Source organism: Cupriavidus sp. FW305-3-2-15-C-LB2 (genome assembly GCF_058787575.1).
The window spans coordinates 33,889-47,672 of sequence record NZ_JBYSZW010000024.1; the positions used below are offsets into that span (position 1 = coordinate 33,889).

General features: G+C 67.9%; 12 protein-coding genes. 5 read left to right on the forward strand and 7 right to left on the reverse strand.

All coding sequences use genetic code 11. From position 1 onward, the window contains the following. Positions 1 to 18: 18 nt before the first annotated feature. From AC3WRR_RS18490 to AC3WRR_RS18510, 5 genes are all read right to left on the reverse strand, one after another. A complete protein-coding gene (locus tag AC3WRR_RS18490) occupies positions 19 to 555 on the reverse strand; it encodes a cupin domain-containing protein (RefSeq protein WP_010811686.1) in 537 nt (178 codons plus the stop codon). Between the two features lie 34 nt (positions 556 to 589). Beyond that, positions 590 to 1,363, reverse strand: coding sequence for an SDR family oxidoreductase (locus AC3WRR_RS18495; RefSeq protein WP_454749282.1), 774 nt, complete (start codon positions 1,361 to 1,363; stop codon positions 590 to 592). Further along, a complete protein-coding gene (locus AC3WRR_RS18500) occupies positions 1,356 to 2,417 on the reverse strand; it encodes an aromatic ring-hydroxylating dioxygenase subunit alpha (RefSeq protein WP_011616776.1) in 1,062 nt (353 codons plus the stop codon). The genes AC3WRR_RS18495 and AC3WRR_RS18500 overlap by 8 nt, the downstream gene beginning before the upstream one ends. A 40-nt stretch (positions 2,418 to 2,457) precedes the next feature. Continuing rightward, positions 2,458 to 2,763, reverse strand: coding sequence for a recombinase-like helix-turn-helix domain-containing protein (locus AC3WRR_RS18505; RefSeq protein ID WP_010811689.1), 306 nt, complete (start codon positions 2,761 to 2,763; stop codon positions 2,458 to 2,460). A 250-nt stretch (positions 2,764 to 3,013) separates the two neighbouring features. Continuing rightward, on the reverse strand, positions 3,014 to 3,898 hold the full coding sequence (locus AC3WRR_RS18510) for an alpha/beta fold hydrolase (RefSeq protein WP_010811690.1): 885 nt from the start codon (positions 3,896 to 3,898) through the stop codon (positions 3,014 to 3,016). A gap of 321 nt (positions 3,899 to 4,219) precedes the next feature. On the opposite strand from AC3WRR_RS18510, the gene AC3WRR_RS18515 reads away from it, so the two are divergent. The 3 genes from AC3WRR_RS18515 (at position 4,220) to AC3WRR_RS18525 (ending at position 7,072) form a co-directional block, all read left to right on the forward strand. Continuing rightward, on the forward strand, positions 4,220 to 5,314 hold the full coding sequence (locus tag AC3WRR_RS18515; protein ID WP_010811691.1) for a porin: 1,095 nt from the start codon (positions 4,220 to 4,222) through the stop codon (positions 5,312 to 5,314). A 112-nt stretch (positions 5,315 to 5,426) separates the two neighbouring features. Next, positions 5,427 to 6,419, forward strand: coding sequence for a Bug family tripartite tricarboxylate transporter substrate binding protein (locus AC3WRR_RS18520; RefSeq protein WP_492297768.1), 993 nt, complete (start codon positions 5,427 to 5,429; stop codon positions 6,417 to 6,419). Between the two features lie 161 nt (positions 6,420 to 6,580). Beyond that, complete coding sequence (locus AC3WRR_RS18525; RefSeq protein WP_439672508.1) at positions 6,581 to 7,072, forward strand: DUF421 domain-containing protein; 492 nt, start codon at positions 6,581 to 6,583, stop codon at positions 7,070 to 7,072. Between the two features lie 49 nt (positions 7,073 to 7,121). On the opposite strand, the gene AC3WRR_RS18530 is transcribed toward AC3WRR_RS18525, so the two are convergent. Continuing rightward, the gene (locus tag AC3WRR_RS18530; RefSeq protein ID WP_439672507.1) at positions 7,122 to 9,200 is read right to left on the reverse strand and encodes a 3-hydroxyacyl-CoA dehydrogenase NAD-binding domain-containing protein; all 2,079 of its coding nucleotides are present in this window, start codon (positions 9,198 to 9,200) and stop codon (positions 7,122 to 7,124) included. Beyond that, complete coding sequence (locus tag AC3WRR_RS18535; RefSeq protein WP_439669771.1) at positions 9,197 to 10,582, reverse strand: MFS transporter; 1,386 nt, start codon at positions 10,580 to 10,582, stop codon at positions 9,197 to 9,199. The genes AC3WRR_RS18530 and AC3WRR_RS18535 overlap by 4 nt, the downstream gene beginning before the upstream one ends. A 533-nt stretch (positions 10,583 to 11,115) precedes the next feature. Here AC3WRR_RS18535 and AC3WRR_RS18540 point away from each other — a divergent pair. Together AC3WRR_RS18540 and AC3WRR_RS18545 are read left to right on the forward strand one after the other, a co-directional pair. After that, positions 11,116 to 12,300 (forward strand): acyl-CoA dehydrogenase family protein, encoded by a 1,185-nt coding sequence (locus tag AC3WRR_RS18540; RefSeq protein ID WP_492297771.1) that lies wholly within the window; start codon positions 11,116 to 11,118, stop codon positions 12,298 to 12,300. A gap of 53 nt (positions 12,301 to 12,353) precedes the next feature. Then, positions 12,354 to 13,670, forward strand: coding sequence for an acyl-CoA dehydrogenase family protein (locus AC3WRR_RS18545; protein WP_492297772.1), 1,317 nt, complete (start codon positions 12,354 to 12,356; stop codon positions 13,668 to 13,670). The last annotated feature ends 114 nt before the right edge of the window (positions 13,671 to 13,784 follow it).

A 13,784-nucleotide genomic window follows, 5' to 3' on the forward strand; every position in this document is an offset into this window, starting at 1 on the left:
GACGGACGTTCGCCGGCATCAGCGCTTGATCTTCGTCAGCGGATGCTCGGGCGGGTAGGTCGGCGTGATCGGCTTCTTCGCGCCCAGCATCACGCACATCAGCGCGTCTTCCTCGCCGATGTTGATTTCCTCGCGGTAGACGCCCGGCGGCACCGAGACCAGGTCGCGGTCGGTCAGGATGGTCTCGTAGCGCTCGCCGTCCTTTTCCAGGATCAGCTTGACCTTGCCGCGCAGGATGAAGAACACCTCTTCCACGTCGGTGTGGATATGCGACGGGCCTTCATGGCCGGCCGGGATGATCATGGTGGAGAAGGTGAAATGCTCGCTCGGCACGGTGTTGGTGTCGGCGGCCACGCCGGTGCCGCCGGTGCCCAGGTAGCGCATCTGCGCGCGGCGGTACTTGGGGTCGTAGTCGGCCTGGAACTTCAGCGCGTCCCAGTCGTACTTGCGCGTGGAGAAGCGCGCCACGCGGCTTTCCATCCATTGGTCGAACGAAGCGTTCTCCGGCTGGTCCCAGGAACGCTTGATGTTTTGCGGTTGAGAAAGATCGCTCATTTGGATTCCTTCTGTTTTCAGTGGATCGGTTGGATCAATGCATGACAAAGCCGCCGTTGACCGCCAGCGTCTGGCCGGTCACGAAACGGGCGAGGTCGGACAGTGCAAACAGCACCGCGCCGCAAACATCGTCGGGCAGTTGCTCGCGCGTGATCGCGCGCTGCTCGCGGTACAGGTCGTGCCGGTGCTGCGGCACGTATTCGGTGGCTTCCACCAGCGTCAGGCCCGGGGCCACGGCGTTCACCGTGATCTGGTCCTTGCCCAGTTCACGCGCCAGCGAACGGGTCATGCCGATGATGGCGCTCTTGCTCGCCACGTAGGCAAGCAGGTTGGGCGCGCCCCACAGCGGCGTGTCCGAAGCCAGGTTGACGATGGCGCCGCGGCCGCTGGCGCGCAGCGCCGGCAGGCAGGCGGTGGTCATCAGCCAGGTGCCGCGCACGTTGACGTTCATCACGCGGTCCCAGGTGGCGATGTCGATGGCGGCGGCGTCACGGCCGCCGGAATCCGTCACGGCGGCGTTGTTGACCAGGCCGTCGAGCCCGCCCAGCGCCTTGACCGCGGCCTCGGCGCAAGCCTGCACCGAGGCCGGATCGGACAGGTCCAGCGTGACCGGCACCACCTTCAGGCCGCGGGCGCGCAGGGCGTCGGCTTCCTGCTGCAGGCGCTCGGCCAGGATGTCGGCCATGGCCACGGTGGCGCCGGCTTCGGCCAGCGCCTTGGCGAAGGCCAGGCCCAGTCCGCGCGCGGCGCCGGTGACCAGCACCTTGCGCCCGGCCAGCAGCGTGTTGTTGGTGTTTGCCTCAGGCATGGCTGGCGGCTCCGGCGGGTTGCAGCATGGCGACGGGCTCGTCGGCCACTTCCTGCTCGGCGCGGCGCTTGAGCAGGCGGCGCACGCGGGTAATGCCGGCGTCGTGCTGGTACAGCATCTCGTGGTCGCGCGCGTTCGGGGCCATCATTTCCAGCACCACGCGGTCCTGCTCCAGCACGTCCCAGTGCAGCTGCTCCAGGCGGTTGCGGTACAGGAAGCGCCACACGTCGCGCTCCCAGCCCTGCACATGGCGGGTACGCCAGAAGAACACCATGCAGTGGTCTTCATCCACCGGCGTGGCCATGCCGACGATGCCGAACGGGCCGCCGGGGCCGACGCTGGCGCGGTACGGAATCGCCAGGCGCAGCCACAGCGTGCCGGTCTCGCCAAATTCCACCCAGTCGAAATTGACGCCGCGCTGGCCGGTCTTCTCGAACACCAGGCCGTGCTCGGTCTCGCGCACCTGCATCACGGCGGACTTCTCGCCGCTGGCCATCGAGTGCGACACCGCATGCAGGTAGGCGCCGTGCATCGGGTCCATCACGTTGTCGATGGCGTAGCGGTAGTTGCAGTCCCAGTGCGCCACGCACAGGAAGTTGCTGTGTTCCTCGCTGACCAGTTCTTCCGGCAGGCGCAGTTCGTCGGGGCTGCCCTCGCCTTGCGGGGCCTGGTCCCCGAACCACAGGAAGATGGCGCCGGCCTTCTCCTGCACCGGGTAGCTGCGCACGCAGGTGCGGCCTTCCAGCGGGCAGCTTTCCACCGCCGGCACGCTCTTGACCTGGCCATCGCCGCCGACCTCGACGCCGTGGTACCAGCAGGCAACGCGGTCGCCCAGGTTCCAGCCCATCGACAGGCGCGCGCCGCGGTGCGGGCAGCGGTCTTCCAGGGCGTGGACCTGGCCTTCGCCGTCGCGCCACAGCACGATGTTCTGGCTCAGGCGGGTAATGCCGATCGGGGCATGGGACACCGCCCACGAGGCGGCGACCGGGTACCAGTAGTTGCGCAGGCCGGTGTTCAGGCGGGCTTCGGTGCGGGCTTGCTTGTTCGATTCCATGGTTTTCTCGCTTCGAGGCTGGACTTGGACTGGGGCGGGCTCAGGCACCCAGCCGGCGCATTTCGGACAGGAAGCGCTCTTCGGTCCAGGGCTGGCCGTCCACGCCCAGGAAGCCGGCGTCATTGAAGGCGCGCACGATGTCCTGCGGGTTCTGCGCGCCGCCTTCGAACGCGGCTTCGAGGGCATCGCCCAGCGCGTTCTCATAGGCGGTCGGCGCGGCGGCGCGGGTCTGCCAGACGATGTTGGCGACCTTGCCGGGCTGCTCGATATGGCCCTTGCCTGCCACGTTGTTCGGCGCCGGACGCTCCCAGGGCACCAGGTTCGGGTTGTACGAGAGGCTTTCCATTGCGCTTTGCTCCATGTCTTGCAGCGGGGGGACCGTGTTCCGCGTGCCTCGCCGACCGGTCTTGCGATCGCCTGGCTACGTTTTACTAATGAAACACTGGTTTAGATATTGAACACAGGTACGACTATAGACAACGCGGCCGCAAAAATTGACTGGGGTTAACCCGCGATCGGCATACGAAATCTGGAACGGGTGGCGCAAGCTGCGCGACACCGCTCGGGATGCGGCGGCAGGCGCCGCCGCGGTGGCTTCAGGTGGCGTCGTCCAGCACCGAGCGGATCAGCCGCGCGGTGGCGGCGGCCTGGTCGATATAGCAGGCGTGGCCGGCATCGGGGATCAGCGAGAACGGCAGGCCGAAGCGTTCGGCCAGCGTGCCGCAGGCTGGCGGCGTGGTGACGACATCGCGGCTGCCGCAGGCGATCTGCGTGGGCAAGGCATCGGGGCGCCGCGCCAGGTAGGCGTGGATGTCGTCGCCGCACAGCATCGCCACCGCCTGGCGGTAGCCGTCCGGGTTCAGCCGCTGCATGTTCCAGCGCACCCATGCCTGGGCGCCGGGGTCGGCTTCCTCGCTCAGCAGCCGGGCCGGGCCGCGTTGCGCCAGGCCATCGACGCCCAGGGATTCCAGCGCCTCCAGCCGCTGCCGCGCCACTTCCCTTGCCTGCGCCTCCCTGCCCGCGCCGCCGTAGCCTTGCGCCACGCTGAGCAACAGCAGGCGCGCGGGCAGCTGGCGCGCGTTGGCAACATAGGCCGCCGCCATCAGCGCGCCCAGCGAATGCCCGACGATCAACGCCGGCTGCACGCCCAGTGCCTGCAGCAGCCGGTCCAGCCGCTGCGCGTAGTCCGACGCCAGCGGCCGCGCCTGCGGCAGCGGCGACGAATCGCCATAGCCCGGCGCATCCCAGGCGATCACCCGCGCGTGCGCGGCCAGCAGGCTCGCGCACGGCAGCCACGACGCCGCCCCGGAACTGATGCCGTGCAGCAGCACGACCGCAGGGCCCGTGCTCCCGCCGCTGCGGTAAGCCACGCGCTCGCCGTCCGCGCCCACCTGCACCACGCGCTGGGCAAACCCGCTGTCGAGGGCTTCCAGCAACTGCCGGTCTGGCTCGGCCAGGATGTGGGGCTGATTTTGTTCCATATATAAAACTTAGGTTTGAGAATAAAACTTTTAAAGCATAGGCGTGTCGGAGCCCAGCCGGGATGAGGGTTAACGATAGAAAGATCGGAAACCTCCGCGCAGAGCCGGCGTTAGCCGTCGCGGCGTCGCCTCACTAGGGATAACCCTCCTCACATCTTGTGGAAACTCGCAGCTATATTTTGCTTGACGTTTCTTATGTTGTTTGATGTTTCATATATAAAACACAAAAGAGACCGAAACAGCATCCGCAGCCGCCATCCGCAGTGGCAGCGGACTACAAGACGACAAAACGGAAAACGGAAAACGGAAGGAAACTGGTAGATGAAACTTGCACGAATCGCCGCAGGCCTGGCCGCGGCTTTCCCCCTGCTGGCCTCGGCACAATCCTCGGTCACCCTGTACGGGGTCATCGACACGGGCGTCGAGTATGTGAGCAATGTCGGCGCCAACGGCGACGGCCTGGTGCGCATGCCCAACCTGACCGCGACCGTGCCCTCGCGCTGGGGCATCCGCGGCACTGAAGACCTTGGCGGCGGCCTGAAGAGCATCTTCGTGCTGGAGTCGGGCTTCTCGCCGGATTCGGGCACCTCCAACCAGGGCGGCCGCCTGTTCGGGCGCCAGGCGCTGGTCGGGCTGAGCAACCAGTACGGGCAGCTGTCGTTCGGCCGCCAGTACACCATGCTGTTCTGGGCCACGCTCGACAGCGATGTCCTGGGGCCCAACGTGTACGGCTCGGGCTCGCTCGACAGCTACCTGCCCAATACGCGCGCCGACAACGCGGTGTCGTACAAGGCCAACTTCAGCGGTTTCGTGGTGGGCGCCACCTACAGCTTCGGGCGCGATGCGGTCAACGCCGGCCCCAGCCCCTCGGGCACCAACTGCGCCGGCGAGAACGCCACCGACAAGAAGGCGTGCCGCCAGTGGTCGGCCATGCTCGGCTACGACAACAAGACCTGGGGCGTCACCGCCGCGTATGACTCGCAGCGCGGCGGCCCGGGCGCCTTCGGCGGCCTGACCAACAGCAACCTGACCGACGACCGCCTGTCTCTCGGCGGCTACATGCTGTTCCAGCGCACCAAGATCGGCGCCGGCTGGATCCGCCGCGACAACGAGGGCAGCCCCACCCCGATCAGCGACCTGTACTACGCCGGCGCGTCCTACGACATCACCCCCGCGGTCAACCTGGCCGGCCAGGTCTACTTCCTGAACTACCACGGCAGCGACAACCAGGCCATGCTGTATACGCTGCGCGCGATGTACAGCTTCAGCAAGCGCACCTCGGTGTACGCCACCGCCGGCTTCATCAACAACGGCGGCCAGCTGGCCATGTCGGTCAGCGGCGGCTCGCCTGGCTCGAACCCGCGCCCGGGCGAGAACCAGTGGGGCTCGATGATCGGCATCAAGCACGTTTTCTGATTTCCTCCGCGCCCCCCGGCGGTACCGTCCGGCGCATGCAAGGCGCCGCACGCCAACACAGCCATTGGCCCCGGCCCGTCCGGGCGCCACGTCTTACAGAGGTCTGAACATCATGAAGTCCGTACGCCGCAAAGTACTCGCCACGCTGGCCGCCGCGACCGCCCTGGTCGCTGCCACCGGCGGCACCGCCCTGGCCCAGGGTGCGTACCCGAACAAGCCCATCACCATCGTTGTAGCCTATCCGGCCGGCGGCGACGTCGACGTGCTGGCGCGCCTGTTCGCGGAAAAGCTCGCCCCGCGCCTGAAGCAGTCGGTGGTGGTGGAAAACCGCACCGGCGCCGCCGGCACCATCGGCAGCGCCTACGTGGCGCGCGCCAACCCGGACGGCTACACCCTGCTGCTGGCCCCCAACACCGTCGCCCTCGCGCCGCTGGTGCTCAAGGCCGGCACCGGCGCCAGCTATGACGTGCAGCACGACCTCACTCCCATCAGCCAGATCGGCACGCAGTCGCTGTTCGTGGTCGTCAACAAGGGCAGCGGCATCACCAAGGTCAGCGAGCTGGTCGCGCGCGCCAAGGCCGGCAAGGTGGAAACCTATGCCACGCCCGGCAATGGCTCGCCGATGCACATCATGGGCGAAATGTTCAACAAGTCCGCCGGCATCAAGATCAGCCAGGTGCCCTACCGCGGCTTGGCGCCGGCCATCGTCGACGTGATCGGCGGGCAGGTGCCGGTGACCTACGTCACCTATGGCGCAATCTCGCAGTATGTCGGCAACGGCAGCCTGGTGCCGCTGGCGGTTGCGGACCAGAAGCGCTCGCCGTTCGCGCCCAACGTGCCGACGCTGGCCGAGCTGGGCTACAAGGACGTGGAAATCGGCGCCTGGCAGGCCCTGCTCGGACCCAAGGGCATGCCGGCCGACCTGGTGCGCACGCTCAACACGCACGTCAACGAGATCCTGAAGATGCCCGACGTGGTGGCGCGCATGGCCACCATCGCGGTCACGCCTGCGGGCGGCGAGCCGGCGGTGCTGTCGAAGCTGATCGCCGCCGACACCGCCCGCTACACCAAGGTGGTCAAGGAGTTCGGCATCCAGGCGGACTAGCCTGAGGCCGGACCGCCAGGCGTCCCCGCCGCGTGCGGGACGCCTGGCTTTCAGCGCAGCAAACCGTACGCACCAGGTGTAAGAATTACCCGCGGCGCGGCGACTCCCGCGCCACAGCCGCCATCGTTGCAAAGTGGCCCGGAAGTTGCTGGGTAGCGCGCATGGACCTGTCGTTCGACTGGCGCGAAACCCTCCTCCTGACCCTGTCCCCGCTCGAGATCATCGTGCGCGGCACGTTGATGTACTGGGTGCTGTTCCTGCTGTTCCGCTTCGTGGTCCGGCGCGACATCGGCTCGCTGGGCATCGCCGACCTGCTGTTGGTGGTGATCGTCGCCGACGCCGCGCAGAACGGCATGGCAGGCAACGGCGAGAGCGTCGCCGATGCCGTGCTGCTGGTGGTCACGCTGATCGCCTGGAACCGGCTGATCGACCTGCTGGCCTACCACTCCCCCGCTTTCCAGCGCTTTGCCGAACCCAGGAAGGTGCTGCTGGTGCGCAATGGCACCAAGCTGCGCGAGAACATGCGGCGCGAATCCATCACCGACGAAGAGCTCGAAGCCAAGTACCGGCAGGAGGGCCTGGAATCGATCGACGAGGTCAAGGCGCTGTACCTGGAGGCCGACGGCAAGGTCAGCGTGGTCAAGAAGAAGTAAGCGCCTGGCCGGCGCATGGCACCGGCCGGCCGAGGCAGCCCTTGCTGCCTTAGAGATCGGCGAACCTGCGCCCCTGCGCCGCCAGTTCCTCCAGCAGTGGCGCCGGCGCGAAGTCCGCGCCATACAGCGCCTCATAGCGCCGCATCGCCGCCAGCACCTTGTCCAGCCCGATGGTGTCGGCATAGAACATCGGGCCGCCGCGATACACCGGCCAGCCGTAGCCGTTCACCCAGATCACGTCGATGTCCGAGGCGCGGATCGCCTTGCCTTCCTGCAGGATCTTCGCGCCTTCGTTGATCATCGGATAGATGCAGCGCTCCAGGATCTCCTGCTCCGACACCACGCGGCTGTTCCTGCCCTGTTTCGCGGCGAAGTCGCGAATGACCTGCTCGACCACCGGCGACGGCTTCGCGTTGCGCTGTTCGTCGTAGTCGTAGTAGCCGGCGCCGGCCTTCTGCCCGCGGCGGTCCATCTCGCACAGCACCTCGCGCAGCGTCGAGCCGCTGGACTTCTCGCGCACCCAGCCAAGGTCAAGCCCGGCGAGATCGCTCATGGCGAAGGGGCCCATCGGAAAGCCGAAGTCGTACAGCACGCGGTCCACGTCCCACGGCAGCGCCCCGTCCAGCACCAGCTTCTGGGCCTCGCGCTGGCGCTGGGCCAGCATGCGGTTGCCGACAAAACCCGGGCATACCCCGACCAGCGCCGCGACCTTGCCGATCTTGCGCGCGAGTTCCATCGCGGTGCGGATCACCGGCTTTGCGGTCTTGTCGCCGCGCACCACTTCCAGCAGCTTCATCACGTTGGCGGGCGAGAAGAAATGCAGGCCGATGACCGCCTCCGGGCGCGAGCTCGCGGCCGCGATCACGTTCACGTCCAGCGCCGAGGTATTGGTGGCAAGGATGGCGCCCGCTTTGGCGATCCGGTCCAGCTTGCCGAACAGCTCCTGCTTGACCTCCATGTTCTCGAACACCGCTTCGATGATCAGGTCGGCATCGGCCAGCAGCTGCAGGTCCAGCGTGGGCGTGAGCAGCGCCATGCGGGCCTCGACATCGGCCGCGCTCAGGCGCCCCTTGCGCGCGGTGTTGTCGTAGTTGGCCCGGATCGTCTTCAGGCCGCGGTCCAGCGCCTGCTGCGAGGACTCGACGATGGTCACCGGATAGCCGGCGTTGAGGAAGTTCATGGCGATGCCGCCGCCCATGGTGCCCGCGCCGACGATGCCGATGCGCCTGACCGCAAGGGCGGGCGTGTCGGCTCCCACATCCGGCACGTTCCATACCTGGCGCGAGGCAAAGAAGTAGTAGCGCTGGGCCGCCGACTGCGTGCCGTTGAGCAGTTCGGTGAACAGCTCGCGCTCGCGCTTCAGGCCGGCTTCGAATGGCAGCTCCACCGCCGCCTCGATGCAGCGGATATTGAACTCGGGCGCATCGAGGCCGCGAAAGCGCCGCGCATTGGCCTTGCGGAAGACTGCGAACAGTTCCGGCTTGCCGCGCGCGGCCGCCACCTTGTCATCGGATTCGCGCACCTTGCGCAGGGGCCGCTTCTCGGCCACCACCTTGCGTGCGAACGCCACCGCGTCGGCACGCAACGAGGCGCCATCGGTCAGCAGGTCGACCAGACCCATCTCCGCCGCTGCGCTGGCCGCCACGTGCGTGCCCGAGGTGACCATCTCCAGCGCCTGTTCCGGGCCCACGATACGCGGCAGCCGCTGGGTGCCGCCCGCCCCCGGCAGCAGGCCGAGATTGACTTCCGGCAGCCCGCACTTTGCCGAGCGCGTGGCAATGCGGTAGTGGCACACCAGCGCCAGCTCCAGCCCGCCGCCGAGCGCGGTGCCGTGGATGGCAGCCACCACCGGCTTGGGCGCGTCCTCGATCATGGCCTGCACCTCCGCCAGCGACGGGCCCGCCGGCGGCTTGCCAAACTCGGTGATGTCCGCGCCCGCGACAAAGGTCTTGCCGGCGCAGATCAGCACCACGGCCTTGACGGCATCGTCGGCGAGCGCGCGCGCCATGCCGTCGCGGATGCCGCTGCGCACGGCGGCGGACAGTGCATTGACGGGGGGCGAGTCGAGGCTCAGGACGGCGATATCGGCGTCCACCGTGAGGTCGGTCACGGCGTTGATGGCGGTCATGGATCGGTTCTCCTGGATTGAATCGGTGTGGGGTGCCGGTGCAGGCCCGGCGGATGCTCAAGCGCCGCCCTGCGCCGGCGCGGGTCGACAATGCGCAGGGCCAGCACGAAGGCGGCGCACTTGACCACGATGGCGAGCGCGAACACCACCCAGAAGCGCACGCCCTGGGCCAGCAGGCCGCCGCAGACCGGGCCGATGGCCATCATCGCGTAGGTGGCGGTATCGGACACCGCCAGCAGCATGGGCCGGTCCTTGCGGCTGCCGAACTCCATCACGAGGTTGTCAGCCGAGATGAAGAAGCCGCCAAAGGCGGCCCCCAGCCCACAGAAGGCAAGCAGGAAGCCGGGCAGCGTGGTGCCGCACAACAGCAGCAGCGTTGCCGCCACCCACAGCGCGATGCTGGCCAGGAACACCAGCCGGTAGCCGTGGCGGTCGGCGATGCGGCCCCAGGCCAGGCTGCTGGTGGTCTGCGCCAGCAGGTAGGCCAGGCTCATGTAGCCCAGCACCGCACCGGACAGGTCGATATGGGTGCCGGCATAGATCGCATAGAACGGCATCGCCATCATGCCGGACGCCACCAGCGCGCGCGCCACGAAAAAGCGCACGAAATCGCGGTCCGCACGCAGCAGCGCCGGCACCTCGGCCAGGCGGCGCAGGAAGCCCGCCGGCAGGCGCACGTCGTGCAGGGTCGGCTCGCGCATCTGCGTGAGCGCTGAAATGCCGATGCTGGTCAGCACAAAGGCCGCCAGGAAGGTGGCGGCATAGCCGTTGCCCAGCACCTGGTTGCCCACCAGGTAGCGCCCGCCCAGCCACGCCACCGCGGCCGCGGTGAGCCCGCCGCAGAAATTGCGCAGCGCGGTCAGCCGGCCGCGGCGCGCCAGTGGGATGATCTTGGAGGTCAGGTAGTTGAAGCTGACGTTCTGCACGCCGTTGAGCAGCCCGAACAGCAGCAGGAAGATGCCCGCCGCGACCAGCGCCGCCTCGCCCGACAGCCACAGCGCCGACAGCGCCAGCCCCAGGATCTGCGCGCGCACCAGCCAGCCCACCAGATAGATCAGCGGCAAGACGCGCGGGCGGTGCTCGATCAGCGTGGCGCCCCAGATCGACGACGCGGCCATGCCCGCATATTGCGCGGACAGCACGATGCCGACAGTCAGCTTGGAGCCGGACAGCAGGTACAGGTAGGCCGGCACGAAGGTGGGCGCGGTCACCAGCCGGAACCCGGTCATGCCCAGCATGCCGTGCGCCAGGTACGCGCGGGCGTTGCGCGGCAGGTGCTGGTCGACATGCTGGAGATAGCACCGCTCAGCCTGTTCATGCGCGCTCAGGTCAGGCCCCTCGTCGGGGCCGGCTACCCGCTCGGGGGTCCGCTCGCCTGTCATGCGCCGAGACCTGTGCCGCCTGAATCCACCCAGCGCACGCGGTCCGGCGCCCGGGCACCGGGATACGAAACGGTTCGCTGGTCGAGCGAAGGCATGACGACGGGCACGGCTTGGTCTCCCTATGGCACCGGTCTGCGTTGGCAAGCTGCCTGTCCGGCATCGCACGCAACCGGCGCATCCCGTTTTTTAGTGATAACAGTATGTTTTGAATGGATGCTACCACAGGAAACATCTTCAACGACCGGCCTTCCTTTCACTGGGTGACTACGTCGATTTACCGCTTATTTCCCCGGATTTTTCGTGCTGCAGCGCAACCTCAGACATGACCCATGGCCTGCAATGCACGCACATCGGAGATCCGGCCGCTGCTCCCGCCACATCCATTTTAGGTAATTGAGTATTGACGCTGCCAGATGCGACTTGTATAACGGGATACGCCGCCTGGCCGACCAGCCAGGTGCGGGCGACCTCACCGGCAGCGCGCCAGAGAAAGAGGCGTCCAGCGAAAGGCACCTGAGCACAAGGAGACACGCGTGGACGAGTTGGAGACCTTCCGGCAGCAAGCGCGCGCCTGGCTGGAGCAGAACTGTCCGGCCGAGATGCGGCAGCCGGTGCGCAACGAAGACGACATCTGCTGGGGCGGGCGCAGGTTCCGCTTCCAGTCCGAGGCCCAGCGACAGTGGCTTGGCCGCATGGCCGACAAGGGCTGGACCGTGCCCGAATGGCCCACGGAATACGGCGGCGCCGGCCTGGCGCGCGAGCAGGCCAAGGTGCTGCGCGAGGAAATGGCCCGGCTCGGCTGCCGCGTGCCGCTGCAGAGTTTCGGCATCTCCATGCTTGGCCCCGCCCTGCTCAGGTACGGCACCGAAGCCCAGAAGCGCGAGCACCTGCCCCGCATCGCCCGCGGCGAAATCCGCTGGTGCCAGGGCTACTCCGAGCCCAACGCCGGTTCCGACCTGGCCGCGCTGCAGACCCGCGCCGAGGACCGCGGCGATCATTTCCTGGTCAACGGCCAGAAGGTGTGGACGTCCTATGCCGACCAGGCCGACTGGATCTTCTGCCTGGTGCGCACCGATGCTGCGGCGCAAAAGCACACCGGCATCAGCTTCCTGCTGTTCGACATGGAAACGCCGGGTGTGACGACCCGGCCCATCCTGCTGATCTCCGGCAAATCCCCCTTCTGCGAGACCTTCTTCGACGACGTCGCGGTGCCGCGCGCACAGCTGGTCGGCGAGCTCAACGGCGGCTGGGAGATTGCCAAGTACCTGCTCACCCACGAGCGCGAGATGATCAGCGCCATCGGCAGCCGCGGCATGCGGCAGCCGCTTGGCGCGCATGCGGCAAAGGCCATCGGGCTGGACGCCGCCGGCCGGCTCGACGAGCCGATGCTGCGCGCACACGTCGCACAGCTCGAGATCGACGAAGCCGCCTTTGCCGCGGCCGGCGAGCGGGTGCGCGACCTGGCCCGCCAGGGCGAGGGCATCGCGGCGTTCTCGTCGGTGCTCAAGTACTACGGCGCGGAACTGAACAAGCGCCGCTACGAGCTGCTGATGTCGATCGGCGGCAGCGACGCGCTGGAATGGGAAAGCGAGCGCAGCCAGCAGGGCGCGCTGGCACGCGCGTGGCTGCGCAGCAAGGCGAACTCGATCGAGGGCGGCACCAGCGAGGTCCAGCTCAACATCGTCGCCAAGCGCCTGCTCGGCCTGCCGGGCGCCTGAGCCCGGCCCCGTGCGCTTCCCCCGCTGCCCCGTACCCAGACACGAGTCCGCCCATGCCCATCGTACTGAACCAGACGCAGGAAATGCTGCGCGACAGCGCCCTGACCTTCCTGCGCGAATCCGCCCCGATCTCCGCGCTGCGCACGCTGCGCGATACCCGCGACGAGACCGGCTTCTCCCGCGCCTTGTGGCAGCAGCTCGCTGAACTCGGCTTCGCCGGCGTGCTGGTGCCCGAGCAATATGGCGGCAGCGGCCTGGGCGTAGTGGAGGCCGGCGTCATCATGGAAGCGATCGGGCGCACGCTGGCGCCCTCGCCATTCCTGTCCACCGCCGTGCTGGGCGCGGCGCTGCTCAGCCACTACGGCAGCGATGCGCAGCGCACGGCGATGCTGCCCGCCATCGCCGCCGGCCAGCACCTGACCGCGCTGGCACTGGAAGAGAGCGCCAGGCACCGGCCCACGCGCCATGCCCTGCGCGCAAGCGCCGACGGCGACGGCTTCCGCCTCGATGGCGACAAGGTCTTTGTCGTCGATGGCCACGTCGCCGACACCCTGATCGTGGCGGCGCGCACCGCCGGCGCGCGCGACGACCGCGACGGCATCACGCTCTTCCTGGTGCCCGCCGGCAGCGCCGGCCTCTCGATCGAGCGCACGGTCATGGCCGACGCCACCAATGCGGCGCGCGTGACCCTGCGCGAGGTCCGGCTGCCGGCCGCCGCTGTGCTGGGCACCCCCGGCAATGGCGCCGCCATGCTGGAGCGCGTGCTGGACGTGGGCCGCGCCGTGCTGGCATCCGAACTGCTCGGCATCGCCGACGAAACCTTCGACCGCACGCTTGCCTACCTGAAGGAGCGCCGCCAGTTCGGCCGCATCATCGGGGAGTACCAGGCGCTGCAGCACCGCGCCGCGCACCTGTTCACCGAGATCGAGATCACCCGCGCCGCCGTGCTGCAGTGCCAGCAGCGGCTCGATGCCGGCACGGACGACACCGCCGGCCTGGTCTGCGTGGCCAAGGCGCGCTGGCACCACCGCGACTCTGGCCGTGCAGGAGGGCGTGCAGATGCATGGCGGCATCGGCATGACCGACGCGCTGGAGATCGGCTTCTTCATGAAGCGGGCACGCACCGCCCAGGAACTGCTCGGCGATACCAACGTCCAGTTGCAGCGCTGGGCGACGCTGCGCGGCTACTAGCCGGCGCGTCCCGCACACCGCCGCGGGACCATGGAAAACCACTAGCTTTTCCGCGCGGCAATCGGGTTGTTTTCGTTTCGAACGATCAGTATGCTGGGATCACGGCCTCGCAAGACCACCCGCAACGGTATTTCGCCACTGGCGCAATATCAAGAAATCACCCCCCCTCAGCAGCATGATCCGGTGCTGGCGGATGCAAGGGGATCGGGAGACAGGAGACGACATGTACCAAGCATCATGCAGATTCGTGTTGCCGGTATCTTCCGTTTCGGCTAGCCGCGCCAAGGCAGGGC

Bases quoted from the DNA above. Each gene is read 5' to 3' on its own strand.
- AC3WRR_RS18490 (WP_010811686.1), bottom strand. From the start codon at position 555: ATGAGCGATCTTTCTCAACCGCAAAACATCAAGCGTTCCTGGGACCAG.
- AC3WRR_RS18495 (WP_454749282.1), bottom strand. From the start codon at position 1,363: ATGCCTGAGGCAAACACCAACAACACGCTGCTGGCCGGGCGCAAGGTG.
- AC3WRR_RS18500 (WP_011616776.1), bottom strand. From the start codon at position 2,417: ATGGAATCGAACAAGCAAGCCCGCACCGAAGCCCGCCTGAACACCGGC.
- AC3WRR_RS18505 (WP_010811689.1), bottom strand. From the start codon at position 2,763: ATGGAAAGCCTCTCGTACAACCCGAACCTGGTGCCCTGGGAGCGTCCG.
- AC3WRR_RS18510 (WP_010811690.1), bottom strand. From the start codon at position 3,898: ATGGAACAAAATCAGCCCCACATCCTGGCCGAGCCAGACCGGCAGTTG.
- AC3WRR_RS18515 (WP_010811691.1), top strand. From the start codon at position 4,220: ATGAAACTTGCACGAATCGCCGCAGGCCTGGCCGCGGCTTTCCCCCTG.
- AC3WRR_RS18520 (WP_492297768.1), top strand. From the start codon at position 5,427: ATGAAGTCCGTACGCCGCAAAGTACTCGCCACGCTGGCCGCCGCGACC.
- AC3WRR_RS18525 (WP_439672508.1), top strand. From the start codon at position 6,581: ATGGACCTGTCGTTCGACTGGCGCGAAACCCTCCTCCTGACCCTGTCC.
- AC3WRR_RS18530 (WP_439672507.1), bottom strand. From the start codon at position 9,200: ATGACCGCCATCAACGCCGTGACCGACCTCACGGTGGACGCCGATATC.
- AC3WRR_RS18535 (WP_439669771.1), bottom strand. From the start codon at position 10,582: ATGACAGGCGAGCGGACCCCCGAGCGGGTAGCCGGCCCCGACGAGGGG.
- AC3WRR_RS18545 (WP_492297772.1), top strand. From the start codon at position 12,354: ATGCCCATCGTACTGAACCAGACGCAGGAAATGCTGCGCGACAGCGCC.